At 71.7% G+C, this 25,994-nt stretch carries 30 protein-coding genes and 1 pseudogene; 18 read left to right on the top strand and 13 right to left on the bottom strand.

The window, feature by feature from the left end:
- Nucleotides 1-65 precede the first annotated feature (65 nt).
- The 8 genes from IF00_RS0128230 (at nucleotide 66) to IF00_RS0128195 (ending at nucleotide 7,578) form a co-directional block, all read left to right on the top strand.
- The gene (locus tag IF00_RS0128230) at nucleotides 66-323 is read left to right on the top strand and encodes a phage tail assembly protein T (RefSeq protein WP_030322824.1); all 258 of its coding nucleotides are present in this window, start codon (nucleotides 66-68) and stop codon (nucleotides 321-323) included.
- Nucleotides 323-2,434, top strand: a complete 2,112-nt coding sequence (locus IF00_RS0128225) for a phage tail tape measure protein (RefSeq protein ID WP_030322822.1) — start codon at nucleotides 323-325, stop codon at nucleotides 2,432-2,434. Before IF00_RS0128230 ends, IF00_RS0128225 begins: the two co-directional genes overlap by 1 nt.
- Nucleotides 2,434-5,202, top strand: a complete 2,769-nt coding sequence (locus tag IF00_RS0128220) for a hypothetical protein (RefSeq protein ID WP_051820648.1) — start codon at nucleotides 2,434-2,436, stop codon at nucleotides 5,200-5,202. Before IF00_RS0128225 ends, IF00_RS0128220 begins: the two co-directional genes overlap by 1 nt.
- Before the next feature lie 15 nt (nucleotides 5,203-5,217).
- Complete coding sequence (locus IF00_RS0128215; protein WP_030322817.1) at nucleotides 5,218-5,655, top strand: hypothetical protein; 438 nt, start codon at nucleotides 5,218-5,220, stop codon at nucleotides 5,653-5,655.
- A 63-nt stretch (nucleotides 5,656-5,718) separates the two neighbouring features.
- Nucleotides 5,719-6,453, top strand: a complete 735-nt coding sequence (locus IF00_RS0128210; protein ID WP_051820647.1) for a peptidoglycan recognition protein family protein — start codon at nucleotides 5,719-5,721, stop codon at nucleotides 6,451-6,453.
- A 2-nt stretch (nucleotides 6,454-6,455) separates the two neighbouring features.
- Nucleotides 6,456-6,809 carry a hypothetical protein gene (locus IF00_RS0128205; RefSeq protein WP_030322811.1) on the top strand — a complete coding sequence of 118 codons (354 nt, stop codon included), beginning with the start codon at nucleotides 6,456-6,458 and terminating at the stop codon, nucleotides 6,807-6,809.
- Nucleotides 6,810-7,262, top strand: a complete 453-nt coding sequence (locus IF00_RS0128200; RefSeq protein ID WP_030322809.1) for a hypothetical protein — start codon at nucleotides 6,810-6,812, stop codon at nucleotides 7,260-7,262. It abuts the gene before it with no gap.
- Complete coding sequence (locus IF00_RS0128195; protein ID WP_030322808.1) at nucleotides 7,249-7,578, top strand: hypothetical protein; 330 nt, start codon at nucleotides 7,249-7,251, stop codon at nucleotides 7,576-7,578. The genes IF00_RS0128200 and IF00_RS0128195 overlap by 14 nt, the downstream gene beginning before the upstream one ends.
- Nucleotides 7,579-7,633: 55 nt before the next feature.
- On the opposite strand, the gene IF00_RS0128190 is transcribed toward IF00_RS0128195, so the two are convergent.
- Both IF00_RS0128190 and IF00_RS0128185 read right to left on the bottom strand, forming a co-directional pair.
- Nucleotides 7,634-7,948: a 4a-hydroxytetrahydrobiopterin dehydratase gene (locus IF00_RS0128190; RefSeq protein ID WP_030322807.1), complete on the bottom strand. Its 315-nt coding sequence runs from the start codon at nucleotides 7,946-7,948 to the stop codon at nucleotides 7,634-7,636.
- A gap of 2 nt (nucleotides 7,949-7,950) precedes the next feature.
- Nucleotides 7,951-9,195: an NsdA family TPR-like regulatory protein gene (locus IF00_RS0128185; RefSeq protein ID WP_030322805.1), complete on the bottom strand. Its 1,245-nt coding sequence runs from the start codon at nucleotides 9,193-9,195 to the stop codon at nucleotides 7,951-7,953.
- Nucleotides 9,196-9,365: 170 nt separating this feature from the next.
- On the opposite strand from IF00_RS0128185, the gene IF00_RS0128180 reads away from it, so the two are divergent.
- From IF00_RS0128180 to IF00_RS0128165, 3 genes are all read left to right on the top strand, one after another.
- Nucleotides 9,366-9,833 carry a hypothetical protein gene (locus IF00_RS0128180; protein WP_078944887.1) on the top strand — a complete coding sequence of 156 codons (468 nt, stop codon included), beginning with the start codon at nucleotides 9,366-9,368 and terminating at the stop codon, nucleotides 9,831-9,833.
- Nucleotides 9,834-9,992: 159 nt separating this feature from the next.
- Nucleotides 9,993-10,457 (top strand): glycine-rich domain-containing protein, encoded by a 465-nt coding sequence (locus IF00_RS0128170; RefSeq protein WP_051820646.1) that lies wholly within the window; start codon nucleotides 9,993-9,995, stop codon nucleotides 10,455-10,457.
- Nucleotides 10,458-10,535: 78 nt separating this feature from the next.
- Nucleotides 10,536-11,201 carry a class I SAM-dependent methyltransferase gene (locus tag IF00_RS0128165; RefSeq protein WP_030322799.1) on the top strand — a complete coding sequence of 222 codons (666 nt, stop codon included), beginning with the start codon at nucleotides 10,536-10,538 and terminating at the stop codon, nucleotides 11,199-11,201.
- Nucleotides 11,202-11,349: 148 nt separating this feature from the next.
- On the opposite strand, the gene IF00_RS0128160 is transcribed toward IF00_RS0128165, so the two are convergent.
- The 3 genes from IF00_RS0128160 to IF00_RS0128150 form a co-directional block, all read right to left on the bottom strand.
- Nucleotides 11,350-12,801: a 3' terminal RNA ribose 2'-O-methyltransferase Hen1 gene (locus IF00_RS0128160; RefSeq protein WP_037639212.1), complete on the bottom strand. Its 1,452-nt coding sequence runs from the start codon at nucleotides 12,799-12,801 to the stop codon at nucleotides 11,350-11,352.
- Nucleotides 12,802-12,878: 77 nt separating this feature from the next.
- Nucleotides 12,879-13,796, bottom strand: a complete 918-nt coding sequence (gene mmuM / locus IF00_RS0128155; RefSeq protein ID WP_030322797.1) for a homocysteine S-methyltransferase — start codon at nucleotides 13,794-13,796, stop codon at nucleotides 12,879-12,881.
- A gap of 13 nt (nucleotides 13,797-13,809) precedes the next feature.
- Nucleotides 13,810-14,733 carry an LLM class F420-dependent oxidoreductase gene (locus IF00_RS0128150; RefSeq protein ID WP_030322796.1) on the bottom strand — a complete coding sequence of 308 codons (924 nt, stop codon included), beginning with the start codon at nucleotides 14,731-14,733 and terminating at the stop codon, nucleotides 13,810-13,812.
- A gap of 249 nt (nucleotides 14,734-14,982) precedes the next feature.
- Between IF00_RS0128150 and IF00_RS0128145 the strand changes: the two genes are divergently transcribed.
- Nucleotides 14,983-15,219, top strand: coding sequence for a hypothetical protein (locus IF00_RS0128145; protein WP_030322795.1), 237 nt, complete (start codon nucleotides 14,983-14,985; stop codon nucleotides 15,217-15,219).
- A 158-nt stretch (nucleotides 15,220-15,377) separates the two neighbouring features.
- On the opposite strand, the gene IF00_RS0128140 is transcribed toward IF00_RS0128145, so the two are convergent.
- From IF00_RS0128140 to IF00_RS0128125, 4 genes are all read right to left on the bottom strand, one after another.
- Entirely contained in the window at nucleotides 15,378-15,860 is a 483-nt protein-coding gene (locus IF00_RS0128140) for a DUF6099 family protein (protein WP_030322794.1), read from the bottom strand.
- A gap of 127 nt (nucleotides 15,861-15,987) precedes the next feature.
- Nucleotides 15,988-16,380, bottom strand: coding sequence for a nucleotide pyrophosphohydrolase (locus IF00_RS0128135; RefSeq protein WP_030322793.1), 393 nt, complete (start codon nucleotides 16,378-16,380; stop codon nucleotides 15,988-15,990).
- 96 nt (nucleotides 16,381-16,476) lie between these two features.
- On the bottom strand, nucleotides 16,477-17,832 hold the full coding sequence (locus IF00_RS0128130) for an AAA family ATPase (protein WP_030322792.1): 1,356 nt from the start codon (nucleotides 17,830-17,832) through the stop codon (nucleotides 16,477-16,479).
- Between the two features lie 55 nt (nucleotides 17,833-17,887).
- On the bottom strand, nucleotides 17,888-18,319 hold the full coding sequence (locus IF00_RS0128125) for a cell division protein SepF (RefSeq protein WP_030322791.1): 432 nt from the start codon (nucleotides 18,317-18,319) through the stop codon (nucleotides 17,888-17,890).
- A gap of 176 nt (nucleotides 18,320-18,495) precedes the next feature.
- Here IF00_RS0128125 and IF00_RS0128120 point away from each other — a divergent pair, with 176 nt between their 5' ends.
- Nucleotides 18,496-18,981 carry a VOC family protein gene (locus IF00_RS0128120; RefSeq protein ID WP_030322789.1) on the top strand — a complete coding sequence of 162 codons (486 nt, stop codon included), beginning with the start codon at nucleotides 18,496-18,498 and terminating at the stop codon, nucleotides 18,979-18,981.
- A gap of 49 nt (nucleotides 18,982-19,030) precedes the next feature.
- Here IF00_RS0128120 and IF00_RS0128115 read toward each other — a convergent pair whose 3' ends face one another.
- On the bottom strand, nucleotides 19,031-19,948 hold the full coding sequence (locus tag IF00_RS0128115; RefSeq protein ID WP_030322788.1) for a LysR family transcriptional regulator: 918 nt from the start codon (nucleotides 19,946-19,948) through the stop codon (nucleotides 19,031-19,033).
- Nucleotides 19,949-20,019: 71 nt separating this feature from the next.
- Here IF00_RS0128115 and IF00_RS0128110 point away from each other — a divergent pair, with 71 nt between their 5' ends.
- Nucleotides 20,020-20,700 (top strand): maleylpyruvate isomerase family mycothiol-dependent enzyme, encoded by a 681-nt coding sequence (locus IF00_RS0128110; protein ID WP_030322787.1) that lies wholly within the window; start codon nucleotides 20,020-20,022, stop codon nucleotides 20,698-20,700.
- A 142-nt stretch (nucleotides 20,701-20,842) separates the two neighbouring features.
- Here the strand turns inward: IF00_RS0128110 and IF00_RS0128105 are convergent, their stop codons facing one another.
- A complete protein-coding gene (locus IF00_RS0128105; RefSeq protein WP_030322786.1) occupies nucleotides 20,843-21,532 on the bottom strand; it encodes a GntR family transcriptional regulator in 690 nt (229 codons plus the stop codon).
- 124 nt (nucleotides 21,533-21,656) lie between these two features.
- Here IF00_RS0128105 and IF00_RS0128100 point away from each other — a divergent pair, with 124 nt between their 5' ends.
- Both IF00_RS0128100 and IF00_RS0128095 read left to right on the top strand, forming a co-directional pair.
- Nucleotides 21,657-22,904, top strand: coding sequence for an SLC13 family permease (locus IF00_RS0128100; RefSeq protein ID WP_030322782.1), 1,248 nt, complete (start codon nucleotides 21,657-21,659; stop codon nucleotides 22,902-22,904).
- Between the two features lie 73 nt (nucleotides 22,905-22,977).
- Nucleotides 22,978-23,433, top strand: a complete 456-nt coding sequence (locus IF00_RS0128095) for a tellurite resistance TerB family protein (RefSeq protein WP_030322780.1) — start codon at nucleotides 22,978-22,980, stop codon at nucleotides 23,431-23,433.
- A 70-nt stretch (nucleotides 23,434-23,503) separates the two neighbouring features.
- Here the strand turns inward: IF00_RS0128095 and IF00_RS0128090 are convergent, their stop codons facing one another.
- Entirely contained in the window at nucleotides 23,504-24,508 is a 1,005-nt protein-coding gene (locus IF00_RS0128090) for a M56 family metallopeptidase (protein WP_030322778.1), read from the bottom strand.
- Between the two features lie 5 nt (nucleotides 24,509-24,513).
- A complete protein-coding gene (locus IF00_RS0128085) occupies nucleotides 24,514-24,918 on the bottom strand; it encodes a BlaI/MecI/CopY family transcriptional regulator (protein WP_030322777.1) in 405 nt (134 codons plus the stop codon).
- Nucleotides 24,919-25,075: 157 nt separating this feature from the next.
- Between IF00_RS0128085 and IF00_RS0128080 the strand changes: the two genes are divergently transcribed.
- On the top strand, nucleotides 25,076-25,570 hold the full coding sequence (locus IF00_RS0128080) for a hypothetical protein (RefSeq protein WP_030322775.1): 495 nt from the start codon (nucleotides 25,076-25,078) through the stop codon (nucleotides 25,568-25,570).
- 121 nt (nucleotides 25,571-25,691) lie between these two features.
- Nucleotides 25,692-25,994, top strand: a pseudogene (locus IF00_RS0128075) (flotillin family protein); the annotation flags it as partial.

Below are 25,994 nucleotides of genomic sequence, written 5' to 3'. Positions count from 1 at the left end.
ACGACCTCAGCGCGGCCTACCGCATCCCTCCCGGTGAGGTCCTGGACCGCTTCACCGAGGAGGAGATGGTCCGCCTCATCGCCTACCAGAACCTCTACGGGCCCATCGGCCCGTCGCGCATGGACCTCGTGGCCGCCCGGCTCGGCATGGACGTGGCCGCCCCGCACATGAAGAAGGGCGCCCGACCGAAGCTGAAAGACCACCTCGTCCAGTGGAGCCGCAACGCCCGCCCCCGCAAGTCCGGCCGCGAACTCCTCGCCGCCGTGCGCGGGATCCAAGCCGGATACGACCGCCGCCCCGACCGGCGAGAAGGGGGCGCGTGATGCCAGTCCTCGACGAACTCCTCGTCCGCATCAGCATGGACTCCTCCGGCGTCGAGGAGGGCGCCCAGGAGACCACCAGCCGCCTCGACGGCCTCGCCGCCCCGGCTGCCGCCGCTGGCATCGCCGCCGGAGCGGTGTTCGCCGCGGGCATCGCCGGGGCCATGGACATCGCCGAAGCCCAGCACGAGCTGAAGGACTCGCTCGGCCTCACCGAGCAGGAGGCCGAGCGGGCCGGCGGCATCGCGGGCGACGTGTTCTCCGACGGGTTCGGAGAGTCCCTCGAGGAGGTCACCACCGGCCTGGCGACCGTCACGCAGGCGATGGGGAAGCTCGGGGATTTCACCGACGCCGAGCTGCAGGACATGACCAAGAGCGCCCTAGGCCTGGCCAAGAAGCTCGAGGTCGACGTCGCCGAAGCCTCCACCGCAGCCGGTCAGCTCATCAAGCAGGGCCTCGTCAAGGACGGCACCGAAGCCTTCGACGTCCTGGCGAAGGCGGCGCAGGTCCTGCCCAAGTCGATGCTGGCCGACGTGCCCGCGGTGGTGCAGGAGTACGGCACGCACTTCAAGCGCATCGGCCTGGACGCCTCGACGGCATTCGGCATGATGTCGCAGTTCGTCAAGGCCGGCGGTAAGGACATCGACCAGGCCGCCGACGTCCTGCACGAATTCGCGAGGATCACGTCCGAGGAAACCGACCGCGCGACCGAGGGATTCAAGGCCCTCGGCCTGAACGCCGGCGACATGCTCGGCGCCATCGGCAAGGGCGGGAAACCCGCCGCCGACGCGCTCGCGCTCACCCTGGACAAGCTCCGCGGCGTCCAGGACCCGGCCAAGCGCGCGCAGCTCGGCGTGGCCCTCTTCGGCGACATGGCCGGTGAGGCGGCTGACGCCCTGCTCGCCATGAACCCCGAGACGGCCAAGGCCGCGTCCGGCATGGACACCGCGGCTGGCGCATCCAAGAAGCTGAACGAGTCCATGGAGGCGGACCCCGCCCGGCAGATGGACGCGGCGATGCGGACGCTGCAGATGACCCTCGGCGAGGCCCTGCTCCCGATCGTCAAGACCGTCGCCGAGTTCATCAAGGAGCACAAGGACACGATCAAGGAACTGGTTCCGATCGTCCTGATCCTCGTCACCGCGCTCGGCCTCATGGCGGCCGCCATCTGGATCGTGAACATCGCGATGCTGGCGAACCCGGTCGGGTTGATCATCGCGGGAATCGTCGCGCTGATCGCGATCGTCGTCGTCCTCGTCATGAAGTGGGACGAGGTCAAGGCCGCGCTCCTGGCGTACTGGGAGCAGATGAAGGCCGACGCCCTGCGCATCTGGAACGCGATCACCAAGTTCTTCGGCGACGCCTGGAACAAGACCAAGGAGGACGCCCTCCGCGTGTGGAACGCGATCACCGGGTTCCTCACCGCGGCATGGGACAAGACCCGGGCCGACGCGATCCGCGTGTGGAACGCGATCACCGGGTTCGTCGCCGCGGCGTGGAACAAGACCAAGGCCGACGCCCTGAGGATCTGGAACGCGATCACCGGGTTCCTCGCCGGAGCATGGGACAAGACCCGGGCCGACGCGGCCCGTGTGTGGAGCGCGATCACCGGGTTCGTCACTGGCCAGTGGAACACCCTCATCAGCAACGTCCGCACCGCCGTCGCCAAGATCGGCGGGTTCTTCGGCGGCATGTGGGACGGCATCACGCAGGGCCTCAAGACCGCGCTCAACGGCGCGATCTGGCTCATCAACAACGCCATCGGCGGGATCAACACGCTGATCTCCGGCGCCAACAGGGTCCCCGGAGTGAGCATCCCGTTCGTTCCGTACATCCCGTACCTCGCCGAGGGCGGTGTCACGACCGGCCCGACGCTCGCCATGATCGGCGAGGGCAGCGAGCAGGAGGCCGTACTGCCGCTGTCCAAGCTCGAGGCACTGATCAACACCCATGGGCCCACCACGATGCCCGCCCCGTCCACCGGCAAGGTGCAACCGATCCAGGTCCTCGTGACCGCCTCCGTCGACGCGGGCGCCTTCCAGGACGCCTTTCAGTACGAGGTGCGTACCAAGGCCGGCTCGTCGGTGGCCCGCTACGCAGGAGAGGACGTGTGATGGTTGCTCTGCCTCCGCCGGACCTGTTCGAGCTGTACTACGACGGGGCGTTCCACGACCGCACGGCCGATGTGCGGGCGTCGGCCGGCGTCAGCATGTCGCGCGGGGTGTCGGCCGAGGGCACGCGGGCGCAGCCCTCGGCCGCCGACATGCTGCTCGACAACCGGCACGGCGACTACTCCCGCCGCAACCCCATGTCCGCGCTGTGGGGGAAGATCGGCCCGAACACGCCGATGCAGTACAGCGTTGAGGCGGGCCAGCCGTATCTCCTGCTTCCCGGGGATGCCTCGTCCGCGCTCACCACCCCGGACCATGCCTCGCTCGGCGTCACCGACCTCGATCTGCGCCTCGAGGTCGCCCTGACCGACTACTCCGTCTACGCCGAGCTCGCCTCGCGGTTCCTGACCACGGGGGCCAACCGCTCGTGGTCCTGTCAGCTGACGTCCGGGCGGCCACAGCTCTCCTGGTACCCGGACGGCCTGTTCGCCAGCCAGAAGGTAGCCACCTCACCTCTGCCGCTGCCTGCCGTGGCGGGCGAGCGCATCGCCCTGCGGGTCGTCCTCGACGTCAACACCGGGACGGGCGGGCACCTCGTCTCCTTCTACTGGGCGCCGACGATCAACGCGACGGCGTGGAGGCCCCTTGGCACCGCGTTCGACGGGGCAGGGACCACCACCCTCATCGACGGCGCCGCCGGCATCCACCTCGGCACCAACCTCGGCCTCGTCGGCAACGGCCTGGCGGGCCGCGTCTACGCGATGGAGCTGTGGGACGGCGCCACCGGCGTCCGCAAGGTGAACGTGGACTTCGCCACCGCCAAGGCCGGTGACAGCGCGTTCACGGACGCGGGCGGCCTCGTGTGGAGCGTGGCCAGCGCCGCCACCCTGTCCAACCGGCACGTGCGCCTGGCGGGCGAGGTGCCGGCCTGGCCGCCGCAGCGCGATGCCTCCGGGGCGGACCGGACGGTGCCGATCACCCCGGCAGGGATCCTCCGGCGCCTCGACGCGGGCAACAAGCCCTTGGAGAGCGCCTACTTGAGGTTCATCCGTGCCGCGGGCCCCCTCGAATGCTGGCCCCTGACCGACGGAACGCAGGCCACCGGCGCGGCATCGCTCGTCACCACGACACAGCTCCTCCCCCTCTTCTCCCTCGGTAGCGGTCCGCTGCAGTGGTCCGAGGGCAAGATCGCCGACTGGATCGAGCCCGTCGCGCAGATCCCGCCGACGACCGACGCCACCATGCGCGGCCTGATCCCCGACTCCGTCGCGGCCGCGATCGGCTGGTCCGCAGACCTCGCTGTATCCGGTCTCGTCGACGGCAGCATCGACCTGCAGATCGTCGACCGCGGCCTCGGCACCGACGCCGACAACCGGTTCGGGTTCACCCTGGACCTCGACGCCGCGGGCAACCAGATCACGCTGTCCGTGGTCGCCGTCGGCGCCACCAGCTCCTCGAGCTCGCTCCTCGGGACCGTCGCCGCCCCCGGCTGCTTCGACGATCAGCCGCACTCCATCCGGCTCACCGTCATCCCGCAGCCGGCCTTCTCCAACACAGCCTGGTACATCTACGTCGACGGAGTGCTCCAGAAATCAGGCCTCTACGCCGTCATCGTCAAGGCCCCGCTCAGCGCCCGCCTCGGCTGGTTCCAGAACGCAGTCACCAGCGAAACCCCGTCCGTGGGTTTCCTGTCCGTGTGGCCCATCACCGGGCCCACCGCCCACACCATGCACACCGCGCTCATGGGGTTCCAGGGCGAGACGGCCGGCGACCGGTTCCTACGGCTGTGCGACGAGCAAGGGGTCCCGGCCGTCCTCAAGGGATCCGCCGACGACACCACCGCGCTCGGCATCCAGCAGCGTGAGCGGTTCCTCGACGCCCTCGCCTCCATCGCCCGCGCCGACGGCGGCTACGTCCTCGAGCAGCGCGCCGAGCGGGCACTGCTGTACCGGCCCCGGGCCACGCTCTACAACCAGCCTCCCGCTCTCACCCTCGACTACGCCTCCGGCGTGATCAGCGACCCGTTCAAGCCGCAGGACGACGAGAAGCTGATCGAGAACGACGTCACGGTGACCAGGGAGGGCGGCACGTTCGCGCAGGTCTCACGGGAGACGATCGCGCAGGGCCCGAACAGCGTCGCGGCGATCGGTCGGTACGACGTCGCCCACACTCTCTCCCTCGCCGACGACTCCCAGCCCCTGCAACAGGCCGGGTGGCGCCTGCACGTCGGCACCACCGACAGCCTGCGCTACCCGCAGGTCACCGTCGACCTCGGCAACCCCCGGGTATGGCCCCTGATCCGGGCGATCTACCTCGCCGACGTCGGAGACGTGCTCCGGCTCATCAACCTGCCGGCCGACGACGGACCGGACGCCGTCGACTTCCTGATCCGCGGCTATAAGGAGACCGTCAGCGAGAAGAAGTGGCAGGTCACGTTCGTCTGCACCCCGGCCGCCCCCTACAACGTCCTGCGGCTGGGAGCCACCGGCTACGCCCGCCTCAGCACCGGTGGCTCCCAGCTCACCTCGGGGATCAACACCACCGCGACGACTCTGTCCGTCACCACGACCGGCGCCGCGGTGTGGAGCACAGCCGCCGGCGACCGGCCGTTCGACATCGCCATCGGCGGCGAACGGATGACCGTCACCAACGTGACCGGCGCGACCTCGCCGCAGACGTTCACCGTCACCCGCTCCGTCAACGGCGTCATCAAGTCGCACTCGGCGGCCGCGCCCGTCCGTCTCTTCCGGCCCCTGGCCATCCCTCTGTAAGGAAGGAGCGAGCCCGTGCCCTACGTTCCGTTTACCGCGGGCGAGGACCTCGACGCCGACAAGCTGAACAGTCGGCTCGTCCAGGAGCTCATGGAGTGGACGCCGTTCAGCACGATCGGGTCCTTCGCCTCCGGGTTCTCCGCCGCTTCCCACACGCCCATGATGCGCAAGATCAAGCTCCTCGGCGCCGAGCGCTGGGAGTACAAGGGCCGCATCACTGTCACGGCGCCGGCACTCCTCCCGAACGTGAACACGACCGCGTTCACGTTCAACGTCGGACATCGGCCCACGTTCGAGCACGGCTGGACGCTCGTAGGTGGCAGCACCGGGTTCTACGGGATCCGCTGCACCATCTCAACCGGCGGTTTGCTCCAGTTCGGCGTCCCCACTGCGGCCCCGAACACCACGTCGGGCATCCTCCTCGACGGCTGCTACATCGACGCCCCCATCTGACCCGCCTCACCCCCGCCCGCCCCGTGCCGCCTGGCCCGGGGTTCCGTCATGTCTGGAGGCCTCATGGCCATCATCCGGCGGGCCCAGTACGGGCTCCCCGCCAACAGCCCGGCCGCGTACATCGCCAAGACGCGCGGCGTGAAGGTGCACTACCTCGGCACCCCGTACAGCAGCCGCCCCCACTCCCAGTGCCCGGCCTACGTCCGGCAGATCAGGGAGTCACACCTCGCGAACACGAAGGAGAACTACTCCGACGTCGCCTACAACTACCTCGTCTGCGAGCACGGCGACGCGTTCGAGGGCCGCGGCCCCCACCACCGGACCGGCGCCAACGGCAACGCCGCCCTCAACACGCAGGACTACGCGGTCTGTGCGCTCCTCGGCTCGGCCGGGCTGACGCAGCCGACCGACGCCATGCTGCACGGCATCCGCGACGCGATCGAGGACCTGCGCGTCAACGGCGCCGCGGGCGACTGGATCGGCGGCCACCGTGACGGCTACGCCACCGACTGCCCCGGGGGCCCGCTGTACGCCTGGGTCCAGCGCGGCGCCCCCCGCCCCATCAAGAAGCCCACCCCCGAGGAGGACCCCGTCATGGCCCTGTCCCAGGAGGACGTCGACCGCGTCGCACTCGCGGTGCTGGCGTACCGCGAGAAGAAGGCCGACGAGAAGTCGAAGGCGATCGGCCGCCGAATCCCGGACGTCTACGGCTACGTCGTCCAGACCTTCGCCACCGTCACGACGCTCGCCGCGGACGTGAAGAAGATCCTCGCCCTGCTCGCCCAGAAGGAGTCCTGACCGTGCGTATCTTCGGACGCGAACCCGTCGTCGTACTGAACACCCTGGCCGCCGCCCTCGGCCTCATCGTGTCGCTCGGCATCACCAGCCTGACCGACGAGCAGGCCGGCGCGATCGTCGGCGTCGCCACCGCGATCCTCGGCGCCATCGCCGCCGCCCTGACCCGGCCCATCGCACCGCAGGCCTTCACCACCCTCGTCGCCGCCGGCGGCGTCCTCGTCGCCACGTTCGGCTACGAGGTGTCCCAGGGCACGATCGGCGCCATCAACACCTTCACGCTCGCCGCGCTCACGCTGCTGACCCGCGTGCAGGTGTCCCCGTCCAAGCCCGACGCCCCGACCCTGTCTGGGGTGTAGGTGCGATGCACGGCGCTGCGTCGAGCCAAGAAGCACCTGGGCCGCCGCGGCGCGTTCCTCCTGATCCTCGGCACCGGCAAGACCTGCTGGGGCGTGTCCTTCCTCGTCGACCCGCCCCAGCCGCTCGGCCTGCAGCTCCTCACCCGCTACTGCACCCTGCAGCACTGGGCATGGCTGTGGATCATCTGCGGCCTCGTCACAATCGGCTCCGCGTTCCTCCGCATCGGCCGCGACCGACTCGGCTTCATCACGGCGCTCATCCCGCCCGCAGTCTGGGCCGTCGCCTACCTGGCCGCGGTCCTGGCCGGCGATTACTCCCGCGCCATCTGGGTCGCGGTCTGGTACCTGACCTCCCATGTGGGGGTCATCCTGTGGGCCAGCACGGTGCCCGAGACTCTGGTCCCCAAGCTCCGCGCCGCGCCCGGAAAGAAGAGGCCGCATGAACATCGGTGACTGGGCGGCCATCGTGGGAGCCGCCGGCGGCATCCTCGGCGGCGGCGGGGTCTTCGTGGCCCGCGCCACCGTCAAGGCGGCCAAGGCGACGGCTGCACCACAGCAACAGGCAGCCGATCTGGCTGTACTGCAGGCCACCGTGAAGCGCGTGGACGAGGAGAACACGTCCCTGCGCGCACGGCAGGCTCGTTGCGAGTCCCTGTTGAGGGCGTTCTCGTCCACGGTGAACCGCTGGGCCGACCAAATGAACCGGGCAGGGATCGAGCCCGAGCCGGTTCACCCGCTCGTCGACGAATACAACCGCACCGGAGTGTGAACGACGACGCCCCCTCTGCCTTCGGGCGGAGGGGGCGGCTTTGTTGTGCCCGGGGTCAGTCGAGCGGAAGAGCCTGGTGCGCAGCCACGATCTCGTCGATCCGGCGCGCAAGGTCGAAGTCAGCCTCAGTCAGCCGGTAGTTCGCGTCATGCGTGGTGATGGCCGCCCGCAAGTGGTCCATGCGCAGGTCTAGGTCCGCATGGTGCTGGACCCGGCGGGACCGGTCTGCGATCGTCACGATCGCCGCGACGGCCGCGTGGTAGCGAATCGGGTATGTGCGGGTGATCTCGTCGCCTGTGCGCTCCCACCCTGGCAGCGCGGCGAGGCGCTCCGCGATCTCCTCGTCAGTCAGCGGCGTAGGTACACCCATGGTCAGCTCCCCTCGGTCACCGGGGCGATGGCCTCGGCGAGGTCCCGCCCGACCGGGGCATCCTGCCACGGCCGCATCACCTGCTCCAGGGCGGCCAGCTCCCGCCGCATCCGTGCGGACCCGGTCTCAACCGCGATCACGGCAACCTCCCGGGCGATCTCGACCGCCTGCTCCGGTTCCCGTGCGGTCGCGGCCGCCGTCGCGTGCCGGGCCATGTACACCCCGCGGTCCCGCCGCGCGGTATCCGGGACGATGCCGAGCACCTGCGACCACAGGTCGCTCGCCTCGGTGCCGAGGCCGAGCCGGCCGTAGCAGGTGGCGCGCTGGACCTCGAGGTACCCAGGGGTCCTGCGGCACGCATTGCCCCAGGGCAGGTCATCGTCGACCCGGGGCAGGAGCCGGTCTGCCTCGTCGATGAGCCGGTCGACTGCGGCCCGGTCGCGCAGGAGGCTGGCGCCGTGAGCCTGCTGCTGCATGGCCATGATGCGCACCTTCGGCACGACGGCGGACGGCTCGTCGAGGGCGGCCTCGCACAGGTCGACGACACCGGCCCCGTCGCCGAGGTCAGTCCGGCCCATCGCAGAGTTGACCATGGCGTAGCCGATGAGGTGCGGGTCGCGGGCCCGGAGCGCTATCTCCTGCGTGATCCCCCGCCAGAACGCGGCCGCGCTCAGGTCGCCAGCGTCCTGGTAGAGCCAGCCGACGAGCGCTGCGTAGGCGGCGCCGACGCGGAGGAGGCCGCGGCGGGTCTCACCGGTCGCGGACCGGGTGAGTTTGTCGATGAGCTGGTACTGCGGGCCGAGGGTGCCGATCAGGTCGTGGGGTCCGAGCAGCATGTCGGCCCGGTAGTGGCCCTCGAGCTGGGACTGGAAGTAGTCCACGAGCGCGGGGTCGACCTGCTGCGGGGCGAGGGGGCCGGGGACGAGGGCGGCGGCAGTGACGTCGAGGAGGTGGGCGGTCTGCATGGCGGTCTCTTCGTGGTGCTCGGGCCGGATCCAGCCCGGCGGCGCGGTGAAGCCGAGATTCTCCGGCCATCGACCGAGCGCGTCGTGGAGGACGAGCGCGGTCTCCTCCGACGGCCAGCCCGGGCGCGGGCCCTCCCACCGACGCCAGGTCCGCGGGGACACAGTGAAGTGCATGTCGTCGAGCAAGCGCTGCCCGTGGGCCTGGAGCGCTTCGGCGGCGGCGTCGGCTGATCTCCAACCGTGCTTCAGTCGCGCGGCGCGGAGAGCCTCGTTGCGGCTCATGCCGTCAGTGTGGGGTGTCATCGCGGTCCCTGGGGGCCGTGGCCGCGACGTGGCCATGCGTGGCCACTCCATGGCCTATCTGTCCGGTGCGGTGCTCACACATCATCGGGTGCAGACGGCCTGGACGTACCGCGAACTGCGGAAATGGCCACGGATGGATGGAGCAGCCGATGCACGAGCAGGCCGAGCATACGGAGCAGGCCAGCGGCAGCCTGACCGTCGAGACGGACCTCGGCCCGGCCCTCCTTCAGGTCGCCACCGCCATGGAAGAGCACGCCGAAGATGAGGCCGAGCGCGAAGCGACAGCTGCCCTGGCCGTCCGGCACACCCTGCCGGCCGCCGAGGTCGCGGCGCTGACCAACCGGCTGCTGACCCGCGTCGAGGGCCTGGCCGTCGGGATCGAGTACATCCCGGTCTGCCGCCGCAGCGACCGCGGAGTCGGCGTGCTCGCGCGGTGGGAGACGCTCAAGGCCAAGGGCCCCGCGCCCGACCCGCTCGGGAACTGGTCCTACATGCGCGACCTCGCCCACCTCACCCGCGACATGGTCCGCGTCCTGCGCGAGCACCGCGCGGCCGAGCGGCCGAAGGCCTTCGTCGGCCGGCCCGACAGGCCTCACCTCACCCCCGGCGCCCCGTGAGCGAGTGGCAGCGGCAGGCCCTCTACTGCCTGATCGTCCTCGACATACTCGCCGTCATAGCGGTCGGCGTCGCCCGTTGAACTCCTGCCCTGCGGGGCAGGGCACGGCCGTCACAGCCACAATCCGGCTGTGACGGAGGCACACCCACTAGGAGAGCAGATGACCATCGCGTTGGAGCGTCCCGTGGGCACCACCCTCCCGGGCACACTCGTCGACCCCGAGGTGCACGAACGGCTCGCGGTCCGCATCACCAAGGATCACCCCGAGATCGACGTGCCGACCGCGCGCCGGATCGTCAGCCAGACCGCCGCGTTCCTCGCCGCCGGCGCCCGCGAGCCCGGACAGTTCCTCGTCCCGAGCGCGCTCGTCGACATCGGCTGGCACACGTGGATCCTCCACACCGTCGACTACTCCGAGTTCTGCCAGCGCGTCGCCGGCCGGTTCATCCACCACGTCCCGACCGACAACGAGCCGGTGCCCGGCGGCCCCGCCGCCGCACGCGAGCGGACCCTCGCCGCCATCCGCGCGGCCGGGTACACCATCGATCCGGACCTTTGGATGCGCGCCGACGGCGACTGCTCCCAGTGCCACCAGGGATGCACCGACAGCCCCGTCAACAAGTAGACGAACAGCGCCTCACGCACCACACTCCAGCCGTCCGGCGCACGCCGGGCGGCTGGCCCAATGAGCAAGAGAGAGCCAATGGCCGACACGGCAGCCTGGAACACTTACTCCCACCAGAACCCCGGACGGCGGCACGTCAACGCCTCGGGCGCCACCACATGGTTCAACTGGACCCAGTACGCCGACCACGGTCCCGGAGCCGAGATCCTCGACCTGGCCCCTGCATCCGTGGTCCTCGAACTCGGATGCGGCAAGGGCGGCAACCTCGCCCATGTAGCCACCCTCGGCCACCGCGCGATCGGCCTCGACATCTCCCCGCCGCAGCTCGCAGCCGCCGCCGAGCGCTGGGGCGAGCTCCCGGGACTTGAGCTGCACAACGCCGAGGCCGTGGCCTACCTGGAGGAAACCGACGAGAAGCTCGACGCGGTCTTCTCCGTGTTCGGCGCGGCGTGGTTCACCGCCCCAGAGGCACTCCTGCCCGCCGTCCGCGCGAGGCTCCGTCCGGGAGGTGTGTTCGCCTTCTCGCACCGGCCCGCCATCGAAGGCTGCTACGGCTGCCAGGCGTCTTACATCAACAGGTCCGAGGACGAGGACCCGCTGGTGGTGAAGCGCTGGGACTACGAGCCTGAAGCCTGGGAGGCGCTCCTCGCGAAGCACGGCTTCACCAGCACGGCGGCCTCCTTGATCGCTGCCCCGCCCGGCCCTCGGAAGATGGGCACTTTGCTTGTCGAGGCTCGGGCCTAGGGAGTCATCTTTCAGCCCCAGTCGGCATCCGTCGCCGCCGACTGGGTGCTCTTTTGCGCGCACCTTTGATTCAAAGGTTGAGCTTCAGAGGCTTCGCGGCGTCGGGAAACAGGCAGGTCAGAGACTTACCGAACGGCTCAACGAGGGGTCAGGAAGCCAACTGGAATTTGGTGTGTACCGAATGAGTAGTGGGGGGTCCGACCTCGGGGTCGTCCGGGCCGACGGGGGTGAACCCGACGTCGTACCCGTACCGCTCGGCGACCGAGGCCGCCCAGCTCCGGAACTCCTCCCGGGTCCATTCGAAGCGGTGGTCGCTGTGCCGGACGTGCCCGGCCGGCAGCGACTCCCAGCGCACGTTGTACTCGACGTTCGGCGTGGTCACGAGGACCGTGCGCGGCCGTGCCGAGCCGAACACCGCGTACTCCAGGGCCGGCAGCCTCGGCAGGTCGAGGTGCTCGATGACCTCGCTGAGCACCGCCGCGTCGTAGCCGGTCAGACGCTTGTCGGTGTACGCGAGCGAACCCTGCATCAGCTTCACTCGGGCCGCCTGCCGCTCCCCCATCCGATCCAGCCGCAGCCGCCGCGCGGCGACGGTCAGAGCCCGGACGGACACGTCGACACCGACGACCTCCGTGTATCGGGTGTCCTTGAGCAGCGCCTGCACCAACTGGCCCTGGCCACACCCGAGATCGAGGACCCGGCTCGCCTCGGCCCGCTCCAGGGCGGCGAGGATCGCCGCCCTGCGCTGCTCGGCGAGCGGCACGGGCCGCTCCTCGGTGTCGGTCGACTCGTCGACCGCGTTGTCGACGTCGTCGACGTCCAGGCCCTCGGCCTCGGCGAGCCGCACGAGTTCGAGCCGCTCGCTCGCCTCACGCGTCAGACCCCAGCGGCGGGACAGGTAGCGGGCCGTGATCAAGGTCCGCTCGGGGTGACCGGCGAGCCAGCCGTCACCGGCGCGCAGCAGCTTGTCGACCTCGTCGGGCGCGACCCAGTAGTGCTTGGCGTCGTCGAGTACGGGCAGCAGGACGTACAGGTGGTTGAGGGCGTCCGCGAGCCGCAGCTCGCCCTCTAGCACCAGGCGCACATAGCGGGAGGCACCCCACTCGGGGAACTGCTTGTCCAGAGCGACCGGCTCGGCGTCCACGGTGTCCCAGCCCAGCGGCCCGAACAGCTTGCGCACCAGCTCGGCACCGCCCCGCGCGGGCAGCGTGGGCACCTCGATACGCAGCGGCAGCGCCGCCTCGGCCCGCTCGGGCATCGCCTGGCAGACGCCGTGCAGCGCCGTCTTGAAGACCTTCGCGAGCGCGACGGCGAGCAGCGAGGACGCCGCGTAGGGCCGGTCGTTCACGTACTGGGCGAGCGCGGAGTCCGGGGCGCCGCCCCGGCCCCTGCCCTTGCCGCGGCGCACCAGCGCCACGGGGTCCACCTCCAGGAGAAGTGCTGCCGTGCACCGCTCGGCGCTCGCCTCGGGGTAGAGGACGTGCGCCGTGCCGTGCGAAGTCGAGAACGTCTGCGCCCGCTCGGGATGCTTGTGCAGCAGAAAGCCGAGATCGGTCGCGGGACGCTCCGGGTTGCCGGTCGTACTGATCGTCAGGAACACACTTCCGAGTATGAGTCGCCGCTCCGCTCCCGACCAGGCATTTTCCCGCGCCGCACGACCCTGCGGGGCGCGCGGGCTCAGCCCGCGATCCCCCCGGTGGCCAGGGACGAGCGCAGGGCGGAGATCGTCGTCGGGCCGACCCTGCAGCAGCCGCCGACGAGCCGGGCACCGGACGAGGCCCAGTCGGTGGCCCGGCCCGGGTCGAAGGCGATGTCGCCGCGCCAGCCCCGCGCCCGGGCGTCCCACCGCTCCCCGCTGTTGGGGTAGACCACGGCCGGCTTCCCGGTCGCGGCGACGGCGAGCTCCACGGCGGGCCCCGCCTCCGCCGGGTCGCAGCAGTTGACCCCGACGGCGACGACCCGGTCGTTCCCCGCGGCGACCGCGAAGGCCTCCGTCAGGTCCTGCCCCGCCCGGGTCCGCCCGCCCTCGATCGTGTACGAGAGCCATACTGGAACCCCGCACCCCTCGACCGCCCGCAGCAGCGCCTCCGCCTCCGTGACGTCCGGAACGGTCTCCAGCGCCAGCACGTCCGGCTCCGCCGCCGCCAGCGCCTCGATCCGGGGCCGGTGGAACGCCTCCAGTCCCCGTACGGACAGCCCGTACCGTCCCCGGTACTCGCTCCCGTCCGCGAGCATCGCACCGTACGGGCCCACGGACCCCGCGACCCACACCTCCTCCCCCACTCCCGCCGCCGCGGCCCGAGCGAGCTCCACGCTCCTAGCGAGCAGCCGCTCCGCCTCCTCCCGGCCCACACCCCTCCGGGCGAAACCCTCGAAGGTGGCCTGGTAGCTGGAGGTGATGAGCACCCGGGCACCGGCCCGTACGTACGTCGCGTGGGCCGCCTCGACCTGCTCGGGTCCGTCGGCCAGGAGCCGCGCGGACCAGAGCGTGTCCGAGAGGTCGCAGCCCTGCGCCTCCAGCTGGTTGGACAGCCCGCCGTCGAGGACGAGGACCTCCGCCCCGAGGGCTTCGGCGAGCGTACGGACCGGCTTCACAGGATCGCCCCACTCATCCCAGCTGCGACTGGACCCGCGCCGAGATCAGCTCCAGGTGGTCCAGGTCGTCCAGGTCGAGGACCTGGAGGTAGACCCGGGAGGATCCGATCGCCGCGTACCGTCCGATCTTGTCGACGACCTCGGCGGGCGTGCCCGCCAGGCCGTTCGCCTTCAGCTCGTCCACGTCCCGCCCGATGGCGGCGGCCCGACGGGCCACCTCCGCGTCGTCCTTGCCGACACAGACGACCAGGGCGTTGGAGTACACCAGGTCGTCGGGTGCCCGCCCGGCCTCCTCGGCCGCGGCCCTGACCCGGCCGAACTGCCGCTCGCTGTCCCCGATCGAGGCGAACGGGATGTTGAACTCGTCCGCGTACCGCGCGGCCAGCCGTGGCGTGCGGCTCGCGCCGTGGCCGCCGATCAGGACCGGGATCCTGTCCTGCGCGGGCTTGGGCAGCGCCGGGGAGTCGCTGAGCCGGTAGAACTCCCCCTCGAAGTCGAAGGTCTTGCCGATCTCGGTCTCCCACAGACCGGTGACGATCGCCAGCTGCTCCTCTAGACGGCCGAACTTCTCCTTCGGGAACGGAATGCCGTAGGCCTTGTGCTCCTCCTCGAACCAGCCCGCGCCGAGCCCGAGTTCGACCCGTCCGCCGGACATCCGGTCCACCTGGGCGACCTGGATGGCGAGCACGCCGGGGAGCCGGAAGGTCCCGGCCGTCATCAGGGTGCCGAGGCGGATCCGTTCGGTCTCCCGGGCGAGCCCGGCCAGGGTGATCCAGGCGTCGGTCGGTCCGGGCAGCCCGTCGGCGGAGCCCATGCTGAGGTAGTGGTCGGAGCGGAAGAAGGCGTCGAATCCGAGCTCCTCGGTGGCCCGTGCCACCGTGAGGAGGGTGTCGTAGTCGGCCCCCTGCTGGGGCTCGGTGAAGATACGGAGATCCATACCTCCATCCTGCACCGTCGGGTGCGTGTCAACCTCTCCGTCAGCTCCTTGCGCGCCTCGGCTCGGGCGGGTGAATATCCGGCCCTCCGGCGGGCCGCGTCCGCCCCGGCCAGTGACCGGGGCCCGGGACCCGTCGTTGGCTCGGGCGGAGCCGGACCGCCCGGCCCGCGTGCCGGCGGCCGCTGCCGGTGCGTCGCTCTCTCTCGTGGCCCCGTGCTCGGTGGCGGGGCCCGGGCCGAGGAGGCCCCCATGTCCCAGGAAGCCGCGCCGGAGCAGGCCGTGCCCGAACAGCCGGCGTCGCGATCCGTGCCCGAGCAGAAGGGCCCCGGTGCCCCCAAGGGCCTGCTCCAGCAGATGGAGGAACTGATGGCGGCCCTCTCGGCCGACCTCAACCAACTGGACGCCGATCTCCAGTCCACGTCCGACCGCCTCGCTCCGGACCGGGCCGCGCACGACCAGCCCGATCCCCACCAGCCCCAGCCCTAGCGCCGTCGGCCGGAGCCCCACTCCCACCGGCCCCGCCCCGAACATGCCGGGCACCGGGAACAGGGGCCCGAGCAGGACGAGCAGCCACGTCGCTCCCGCCCCGAGCGGACCGGACCCCGGGAACACGCGCCCGAGCCGGCCGCACCGTACGCCGTTCATCACCGGCCCCGCCCGGGGCCCGCACGGCCCCGGGCGGCGTCGGGCGGGCGGGCCCGCTCCCCGTCCCGCACGGCGAGGCGCCGCAGCATCCCGCGGACCCGGTCGCTCGACTCGTCGGCGGCGTCGATGGCCTCGATGCACTGCCAGTAGAGGCCCTCGTCATCGGTGGCGCAGGCCACGCCGACCAGCGCGATGCCCACCTCTCCGAGCAGCTCGCCGAGCGCGGTCAACGCCCCCCTCGGGTCCACCACCTCCGACAACTGGGCCGCACGCGGCCCACCGGCACCCCATGCCGGGTACTCCCCGATCTCGCTCAGTCCCCGCGCCTCACCGCGCAGTTCCTGCGGTCCGCAGAGCGCGAGACGATTCCCTATCGCCTGGGCGAGCGCCTGTGCCTGCCAGGCCTCCGCCACGATGTCCTGTGCCGATCCGCTTTCCGCCAGCGCGTGCCGGCCAAGCGCGACGAGTCGTTCCGCTTCCATCAACGCCGCCCCCGTTCGTACGACTTATCTGCCCACTCAGTCCACTACCCAGAGTGAGGCGCCCTGAGCCCCAACACCAGGGGAATTCGGAAATCTGTGGACAGGAGGCTCGACGGGGAAAAGTCGATCACTCCGAAGAGTGACGATCTCTGCTCGGATCCCCCTCCTCACCCCCTTCTCCCCCTCCTCCGCCCCGCCTCCGGACGGGAAATCGGACCTCGTTCCGGTCGATCTTGGCCGCGAGCGCGGCCAGCGGATCGACCCCGAGCACTTCACAGAACTGCAGGAGGTAGGCGAGCACGTCCGCCACCTCGTCGGCGACCCGGTGCGCCGACTCCGGGTCGTCCATCACCCGCTCCGCCTGCTCGGGTGTCGACCACTGGAAGATCTCCAGGAGTTCGGCCGCCTCCACGCTGAGCGCCGCCGCCAGGTTCTTGGGCGTGTGGTAGGGCTGCCAGTCGCGGGCGGCCGCGAACTCGGCCAGCCTGCGCTGCAGTCCCGCTACGTCGTTGTCCGTCACGCGCTCAGGTCTACCACCAGGCGCGTGCACCGCTCAGGGCCGCCACCAGGCGCGCACCCGGCGGGTCAACCGCGGGCAGGCCCACCAGCAGTCCCGTCAACCGCTCAGCTCCACCACCGTCACCCCGGGCGTCCGGCGTGCCTGTGCCGCCGCCCGCTCCCCGACCGTGCCGGCGACCCGGATGTGTCCGTCGGCCGCGATGCCCGTGGCGAGACGGAGCAGTTCACCGGCCTGCCGCTCGTCGAGCGCGCGGTCGAGGCCGTCGGCGAGCAGCGTCAGGGACTGCATGGCCTCGGGCACCTCGGCGATCCGGTCCATCTCGAGGACGCCGGGGCCCGTGAGCAGGGTCAGCGCGAGCGCGAGATAGCGCAGTTCCCCGTCCCCGAGGCGGGCGAGCGGGGTCGCGGGCCGGCCGCCGCGTTCGAGTACGGCCCGGACGGTGCCCTCCGGGAGTTCGCGCACGCCGAGACCGGTGACGGGTCCCACGCAGCCCGCCGCCGCCACGGCCGCGAGGCGGTGGTGCCGGCGCGGGCAGTCCGTGTGGGTGCGGTGCAGGACCTCGGCGAGGTTGCCGCAGCCGCGGCGCAGCCGTCCCTCGCCGGGCGGTACGGGGGCACGCATCCGCTCGGGCCGCGGGTCGCAGGCGAACGCGGCCCGCAGCCCGACCACCACCTGTTCGGCGGCGGCCAGCACCTCCAGCTGCCCGGGGGTCTTCCCCGCGACCCGCAGCGGCAGCAGGGCCGTACCGAGGAGGTCGTCGGGGAAGGGGGCCCGGGTGACGGGGGTGGCTCCGGCGGTGTGCCACTCGGCCTGGACGGTGGGGCGGCCCGGGTCGCGCAGGGCGGTGGCGAGGAGGGTGCGGCCCCGGCCGGTGAGCCGTTCGCCGACGATACGGAGCCGGGGTTCGGCCTGGACGGCGAGGTCCAGGCGGACCGGGCCCTCGGGTCCGTCGACCGTGCACCCGATACGGAAGCCGCGCCGGCCCTGGGCGTCGGGCCGGGCGCGCTCGGGGACGCAGTCGGCGGCGTCGGGGAACACCTCGTCGAGGGTGTCACCCGCGCTGAGCCGGGCCAGCGCCTCGTACGCCCGCAGGGTGGTGGACTTTCCGCTGCCGCTGGGCCCGGTGAAGAGGGTGACCGGCCCCAGGGCGTGCACGGCGGAGCGGTGGCCGGCGAACGCGGACAACCGCAGCTCGGTGACGGCGGGCCGGGCCCGGAGTCCCCCGCCGCCTCCCCCGCCGGCGGCCCCCCTCTCGGCCCTCCGCCCGGCCCCGCCCTGCGACGGCAGCCGGGGCGCGGCCCCCGCGGAGGAAGTGCCGGTGAGGGGGGAGCGGGTGGACGGTGCGGCGGTGGAGGGGGCGCCGGTGGACGGTGCGCCCGGGGAAGGAGCGCGAGAGGAAGGGGCAGCCGTGGAGGAGGAGTGGTCGAGCGTGAAGCCACCGGTGAGGTCCATGCCCGGACCGTACGCAGTCCCTTCCCTGACGAACCGTTACAGCGAGATGACCTTCCTACGATCGGGGGACGCCGGCGGTCCGGCCGCCCACGACACCCTCCTCGTCCTCGCCTTCCGCACCCTCGACCTCCGTACCGGCCGGGGCGAGGAGAAAAACGTTACGGTCGACGCGGTGCATCCCGCTGCCGAGACCGAAGACCACACCACTGCTGAAGTCGAGGATGCGCTTGGCGACCTCGGTGTCGGCGCTCGTCAGATCGAGGAGCACCGGGATCTGGGCGATGAGGTACTCGGCGACCTCACGGGCGTCGGCGAACACCTGCACGCGGAGCACGACCATGCGGCGCTGCTCGGCGGATTCGTACTGCTCGGGGATCGTGCGGTGGTCGACCCTGGACGGCCACTCGTCACGGCCGCGCAGGGGCACGACCTGGGCGAGGCCCTCCCACTGCTCGTCGGTGACGTCGTACCTCTCGTACCTACTCATGGGCACATCCTCCCGCTCCTCACCCGTTCGGCCCAACAACGACACGAGGTGATGGCCAGGTGAGGGCGCCGGGCCTCTTATCCCGGGGAGCCAGGTCCTTCCGGGCCGTGAACCGGCCTGGATCGGGACTAGCGTCGTCATCACGTTGAGGCACTCGCACCCCAGGAGGCAGCCAGATGTCCGTCAACCCCGTTCCCCAGGGTTATCACACGGTGACGCCGTGGATCATCTCGCGGGACACCGTGCGGCTCATCGCGTTCCTGAAGCGGGCCTTCGGAGCGGAGGAGCTCGCGTGCCTGACCGGCGAGGACGGAAGCGTCCAGCACGCCGAGGTCCGCATCGGCGACTCGGTGGTGATGATGTTCGACGCGCGACCGGAGTGGCCCGCGACCCCCGGCTTCCTCCGTCTGTACGTGGACGACGCCGACGCCGTGCACCGGCGGGCCGTCGCGGCCGGCGGCACCTCGGTCACCCAGGTCACCCATCTGTTCTTCGGCGACCGGGTCGGACGGGTGCGCGACCCGCTCGGCAACCTGTACTGGATCCAGACCCGCGTGGAGGACGTGAGTCCGGAGGAGATGGAACGCCGCCTCGGCGACCCGGAGTTCACCAAGGCCATGGAGTACGTCCAGGGCGCCGACTTCTTCCCGGGCCGGGACTGACCGGCGCGGTGCCGGGCGTGGCGACCCCGGCCTGACCGACACCACGCCCCTAGGTGCGGCGCGGTGGCGGGAGGGCTTCCCGCAGGCGGTCCAGGAGGACCCGGGCCGCGGGGCTCGAAGGGCCGGTGGCCTGCCAGGCGAGCGCGAGGCGGCCGCGCATCTCGGGATCGGCGATCCGCAGGGTGCGGAGCCGCCCGTCGGGGGCCGGCTCGTCCTCTCCGGCGGGCAGCACGGCGACACCGAGGCCCCGCGCGGCGAGCCGCGCCAGCACGTGGGGTGCCGCCGCCTCGAAGGTGACCCGGGGCCGGAATCCCGCCTGAGCGCAGCCCTGTTCGAGCGCCGCGCGCACCCCGGTGCCGCGCGGCAGGCAGATCAGCGGCCGGTCGCGCAGATCGGCGAGCGGGACGGTCGTGCCGTCCCTGCGTTCGAGCAGGGGATCGCCGGCGGCGACAACGGCGACCAGGGGGACGTCGATCACCATCTGGAAGGCCGCTCCCGGCGGTGGCGTCTCCACCGCCGTCCCGAGGAAGGCGATGTCGAGCTCGCCGGCCAGGAGTGCGGCCTGCATCCGTTCCGTGGTGTCCTCGGTGAGCGCCACCTCCACCGAGGGGTGGTCCTCGTGGAAGTCCGCGAGGAAGCCGGCGATGTCGAAGGCGTGCCCGGCGGCTCCGGACACCAGGCCGAGGGTGACCCGGCCGCGCAACAGCCCGGTGTACGCGTCCACCGTCTGTCGCACGGCGTCCGCGGCGGCCAGTGCGGCGCGGGCGTAGGGCAGGACGGCCCGGCCCACCTCGGTCGGTGTCACCGAACGTCCGGAGCGGTCGAGCAGGGGCTGCCCCAACTCCTTCTCCAGCTGCCGGATCTGGGCGCTGAGGCCGGGCTGGGCCAGATGCAGCCGGACCGCGGCGCGGGTGAAGCCGCCCTCCTCGACGACGGAGACGAAGTAGCGCAGCTGACGGAGCTCCATAAGCACTGATTCTAGGGAGCAGCACAACCATCTATTGGCGTTATCGCCTGGCGGGCCGCAGGGTTGGTCACATGGAGAAAGCGAGAGTCCGCAAGAGGAACAGCACCGAGGTCAGGGCCGCGATCGCGGCCGAACGCCGGGAACTGGCGGACCTGTTCGACGGTCTGACGACCGAGCAGTGGAATGAGCGGAGTCTGTGCGCGGGCTGGCGGGTTCGCGAGGTCGCGGCGCACATGTCGATGGGGTTCCGGCTCTCCCTGCCCGCGACGCTGGGCGAGTTGGTCAAGGCGCGCGGGAACCTCCACCGCATGACCGACCGGGTCGCACGCAGGGATGCGGCCGCCCATTCCACCACCGAGCTCGCCGCGTTCCTGCGGGTGAACGCCGACCATCCGTGGACCCCGCCCGTCGGCGGGTTCGCTGCGGCACTCGGCCACGACGTGGTGCACGGCTTGGACATCACCGTCGCTCTCGGCCTGGACCGGTGTGTCCCCGAGGACCGGCTGCGCATCCTGCTGGACCGGATCCGGCCCAGCAGCCTGAAGTTCTTCGGCGCCGACCTCGACGCGGTGCGGTTGTGCGCCGAGGACCTCGACTGGTCGTACGGCTCCGGCACCCCCGTGTTCGGCACCGCCCAGGACCTCCTGCTGCTGGCCTACGGGCGCGGGCTTCCGGCCGGCCGGCTCCGGGGGGAGTCGAGCGGACGCTTCACCCGACCCGCCGACGAAGCGCGACCCACCGACGAAGCGTGATCCGCGCGGGCGACGATTTCATGATCACGGAGCCGCCTTCGAAGCTCTGCCGGTCCGTGCGGGCGTTCCCCGACCGGAGACCGGTCACCTGCCTCGCCTGTCACGGGCCCTGCGCCGGGCCCGGCGACGGGCTCCGCGCCGCCTACCCCCGTCGCCCGACCGGTTCGTCGCGGCCCTCGGCCCACAGCGACCGTACGTGCCCGAGGTGGCGCCGCATGCACGCCTCGGCGCCAGGCGCGTCTCCGGCGATCATCAGGTCGAGGAGTTCGAGGTGCTCCTCGGCGGACGAGACGAGCTTGCCCGCCTCGTCCAGGCCGGTCAGACCGTAGAGCCGGGAGCGCTTGCGCAAGTCCCCCACCGTCTCGACCAGCCGGTCGTTGCCGGAGAGCGCGAGCAGCGCTAGGTGGAAGCGGCGGTCCGCCTCCAGATAGCCGATGAGGTCGTGGCCCCGGGCGCACGCGACGATCTCCTCGGCGACCGGACGCAACGCCTCCAGCTGCTCCCGGTCGGCCCTCCTCGTGACGCGCCCGATGGTGGGCACCTCGATGAGAGTGCGCAGTTCGGTGAACTGGTCGAGGTCCCGCTCGCTGACCTCGGTGATGCGGAATCCCTTGTTGCGGACGGGTTCGACCAGGCCTTCGCGGGCAAGGTCGAGCATGGCCTCGCGGACCGGGGTGGCGGAGACACCGAGGTCACTCGCGAGTCCGGGGGCCGAGTAGACCTGGCCGGGGCGCAGCTCGCCGGCGATCAGGGCCGCGCGGAGGGCGTGCCCGACCTGGTCGCGGAGCCGCTCCTGGGCCCTGACGAGGCCGTACTGCTTCAGGTCACCCATCGTGCGTCCTCCGAGAAGTCACGGGGGAGCATCGTACAATGTCACGTTTCTCCAGTCCGGGAAGGAGAGACCCACCGAGCACCCCCCTGAGGAGCCGCCGCGGCCGACCCGGATGATCGAACGCATGCTCGCTCCATCCGTTTCCGTGCTCGCCCTGGCCGTGGTGCTGATCTGCGCCGTCGTCCGCCCGTTCCGCCTGCCCGAGGCGGTCTTCGCCGTGCCCGCCGCCGGTGCCGTGCTCGCCGTGGGCGCGGTCACCCCCGAGGCCGTACGCGAGGAGACGGAGCGACTGGGGCCGGTGATCGGCTTCCTGGCGGCCGTCCTCGTCCTCGCCAAGCTCTGTGACGACGAAGGACTGTTCCACGCCTGCGGCACCTGGATGGCCCGCTGGTCCCGTCGGCGCCCGCAGCGACTGCTCGGTGCCGTGTTCGTGCTCGCCTCACTGATCACCGCCGCCCTGAGCCTCGACGCGACCGTCGTCCTGCTCACCCCGGTGGTCTTCGCGACCGCCGCCCGGATGGGAGCCCGGCCCGGGCCCCACGCCTACGCGAGCGCCCATCTCTCCAACACGGCCTCGCTGCTGCTGCCGGTCTCGAACCTCACGAACCTGCTCGCGTTCACGGCCACCGGGCTCGGCTTCACCCGGTTCGCACTGCTGATGCTGCTCCCCTGGCTCACCGCGACAGCCGTCGAGTACGGCCTCTTCCGCCGCTTCTTCGCGCGCGACCTGGCCGCCGCGGCCATCCCCACCGACCCTCCGGCCCCCGTGGCCGTCCCCCTCTTCGCCCTGCTCACCGTGGCCGGGACCCTGGGCGGTTTCGCCCTCGCCTCGGCGACCGGCGTGGATCCGGCGTGGGCGGCCGCGGCGGGCGCGGCCGTGCTCGCCGTACGGGCGCTGGTCCGCCGCCGCACGACCCCACGCGCGCTCGTGGCTTCGGCGGCGCCGCCGTTCCTCGCGTTCGTCCTGGCCCTGGGGATCGTCGTCCGGGCGGTCGTCGACAACGGGCTCGGCACCGCCCTCGCCCATGTCCTCCCGGACGGCACCTCGCTGCCGGCCCTGCTCGGCGTCGCCGCCGTGGCCGCGATCCTGGCCAACCTCATCAACAACCTCCCCGCGACCCTCGCCCTGGTCCCGCTCGCGGCGGCCTCGGGCCCCGGCGCGGTGCTCGCCGTGCTGCTGGGGGTGAACATCGGCCCCAACCTCACGTACGCCGGGTCCCTCGCCACCCTCCTCTGGCGCCGCATCGCCCACGAGCACGACCACCCCGTCGGCCTCGGGGAGTTCACCCGTCTCGGCCTCCTGACGGTCCCGGCCACCCTCACCGCCGCGACGGTGGCGCTGTGGGCCTCGCTGCAACTTCTCGGCGTGTGACGGTCCCCGGGAACTCCCCGTCCCACTGCTACGTTCTACAAGACCGTAGAAGCAATCGACGTCTGGAGTGTTCATGGCCCTGTGGGACCGCATCAAGGAATCCGCATCGACGATGCAGACCCAGCTGGTGGCGAAGAAGAACGACCTGAAGAGCGGCGCGTTCCGGGACGCGAGCATGGCCATGTGCGCACTGGTCGCCGCCGCCGACGGGACGATCGACCCCGCCGAGCGCCGCCGGGTCGCCCAGCTCATCTCGACCAACGAGGTGCTGCAGAACTTCGACGCGCTGGACCTTCAGCGCCGTTTCGACGACAACCTGAACAAGCTGACGGCCGACTTCGACTTCGGCAAGGTGAGCGTGCTCCAGGAGATCGCCAAGGCGAAGAAGAAGCCGGCCGAGGCACGCGCCGTCATCCAGATCGGCATCGTCATCGGCGGCGCCGACGGCGACTTCGACAAGACGGAGCAGGCCGTGGTCCGCGAGGCCTGCTTCACCTTGGACCTGCCGCCGCACGAGTTCGACCTCTGAGGGGTGTCCCGCCGATCAGGCCGGGCTCCCGGCGTCATCGACAGGACACTCTCCAGAAGCGGTCGAACGGCTACATCGGCGAGGCGGCCCCGCGCAGCACCAGGAAGAGCGTGACCGCCGAGTTCGCCGAGGACAGGGCCGACACGGTCGCACCGAAGGCGGCGCACCAGACGGCGAGGCCCACGGCCGTGCCGGCCGGCGGCCACGCGCGGCCCGCCGGAGCGGGGCGCATCAGGGCCGCGACCCGTCGGGGCACCGGGCCGGCGTCCCCGCCCGTCACGGCGGGGAGGGCGGCGGCCGGAGCGCGGGGCGCGAGGAGGGCCGCCTTGCCGATCGCGCGGGCGACGGAGCGGCGGCTGCCGACCTCGGCGGCCGCCTCCTCGTCGGCCCAGCGCTCGGCGGTGTAGGAGACGGCGGTACGCAGCGGCCGCAGGAACGGGTTCGCGCGCGCCGCGAGATGGACCGCCAGGAGGTGCCGGTGGTGACGCCCGGCCAGATGGGCCCGCTCGTGGGCGAAGAGCGCCCTTCGTTCGGCGGGGGCGAGGCCCGCGAGCATCCCGGTGCTGACCACGACCCGGCCGTGCCCCCTCGGCTCCCCGCCAGGGCGCCGTGTCTTCCTGCCCCGGCCCCGCGCCCCGCCCCGTACCGGGCCGCCGGGCACCGCGTACGCGTACGGCGTGCGGTCCGGCAGCACCGCGACGGGCGTCGGCGGCAGCCCGGCGAGCGCCGCCACGACCCGGCGCCGTACCCGCACCTGCCGCCAGGCGGCCGCGCCGCACGAGACCAGGACGGCGAGCAGCGCCGGGATGGCCGCGCGGCCGGCGATCTCGTCGTACGGGAGGGCCGCGCGTACATCAGGGTCCGACCAGCTGTCGGGGAGCGGGTTGCCGGGGAGTTGCGCGGTGCCCACGATCATGAGCAGGCCGAGGCAGAGGGTGCTGCACACGGCGGAGACACCGGCGACGGCGGCCAGCAGCCGCGTCGCGGTACGGGGGTGGAGCCGCTGCTCGGCGAGGCGGGCGACCGGCCAGGCGGTGAGCGGAAGGACCAGGGGAAGGAAGACGAAGACTCCCATGACGGCTAGCCTTCCTCCTCCTCGGCGGCCTTGGAGAGCAGTTCACGAAGGAGTCGCTCTTCGTTCGGCGAGAGGCCGGTGACGAAGCTCGCGAGGACCGCCTGACGGTCCGCCTCCGCGTCCAGGACCTTCCGCATCCGCAGAGCGGCGAGCCCGGCCTCGTCGGCGACCGCCGTCCACCGGAAGGAACGGCCGGCGCGCTCGCGCTCGACGGCGCCCTTGGCCCGGAGGCGGGTGAGGATGGTGATGACGGTGGTGTAGGCGAGACCGCCGCCGAGGCGTTCCCGTACCCACGCCACGGGCACGGGCTCGGACGCCTCGCGCAGCACGGCGAGCACCTGGGACTCCAGTTCGCCCTGCCCGCGCCTGCGCGCGGAGGGCTCCGCTCCGCCCTCGCTCCGGTCCGTCACGACACCCTCCTCCACGTAAGAACAGCGGCCCATCGTACTGAACAGCCGGGCCGTTCCCGGAAATCAATGGGTGCCGGCACCCATGTCCTACACGCTCCTTACATGGAACAATTCAGGAATAGGGGCGGATCGCGAGGGAATCAAGGGGGACCGACACGTGGGATGGTTTCTGGGATTCGGTATCGCGGGGCTGATCGTCCTGGCTCTCTCCCTCGTCTTCGACGGCCTCCTGGAAAGCATCGGCGGCGGTCTCGACGGTCTTCTCTCGCTCCCCGTGATCGCCGGATTCGTGTCGGCGCTCGGATTCACGGGCGCGATCGTGACGGGCGCGGCCGGTGCCGGAGCGGTCGCCGCGACCCTCACGGGAATCGCCGCGGGCGCCCTGGTGGGCTGGGCGACCTGGCGGTTCAGCCGGGCGCTGCTCCGGGACGGCGGCGCGCCCGCGCCGCGCGGAGAGGACCTGACGGGCACGTCTGGGGCGGTCGTCACGGCGATTCCGGCCGGGGGCTATGGCGAGGTGCTGCTGTATCTGGCGGGCCAGCCGGTGAAATACGCGGCGAAGGCGGCCGCGCCGGTCGAGCGGGGCGCCGAGGTGTGGGTGGAGTCGGTGCTGTCGGCGACGTCGGTCACGGTCCGCCCCGTGGAGCGCTGACTTCCGCCTCCGCGCCGCCCTCCGATTCACCGGCTCATTCACCGAGTCCGCTCCTGCCGTCCCTCGCGTTCCTCTCGTCGGACTCCATTGTCTCGTTCACTTCATTCGAAGGGATTTCTGCATGAGCCCTGTCCTGACCGCCGTCGTGGGAACAGTCGTCCTCGTCGTCCTGCTCGGCCTCGTCGTCGTCACGCGCTACAAGGTGGCCGGCCCCAGCGAGGCGTTCATCATCACCGGCCGGCGCGGCAAGAAGGCCACCGACCCGGCCACGGGGCGGGTGTTCACCGACAACAGCGGCCAGAAGGTCGTGGTCGGTGGCGGTGTCTTCGTCGTGCCTTTCGTGCAGCAGAAGTTCACGCTCGACCTGTCCAGCCGGCACATCCCGGTCGCGGTGCGCGGCGCGGTCACCCTGCGCGGTGTGAAG

It is taken from the genome of Streptomyces flavochromogenes (assembly GCF_000717595.1).
GTDB lineage: Bacteria > Actinomycetota > Actinomycetes > Streptomycetales > Streptomycetaceae > Streptomyces > Streptomyces flavochromogenes.
The sequence above is the reverse complement of the archived record's forward strand: the minus strand, read 5'-3'. Positions and strand labels throughout refer to the sequence as shown.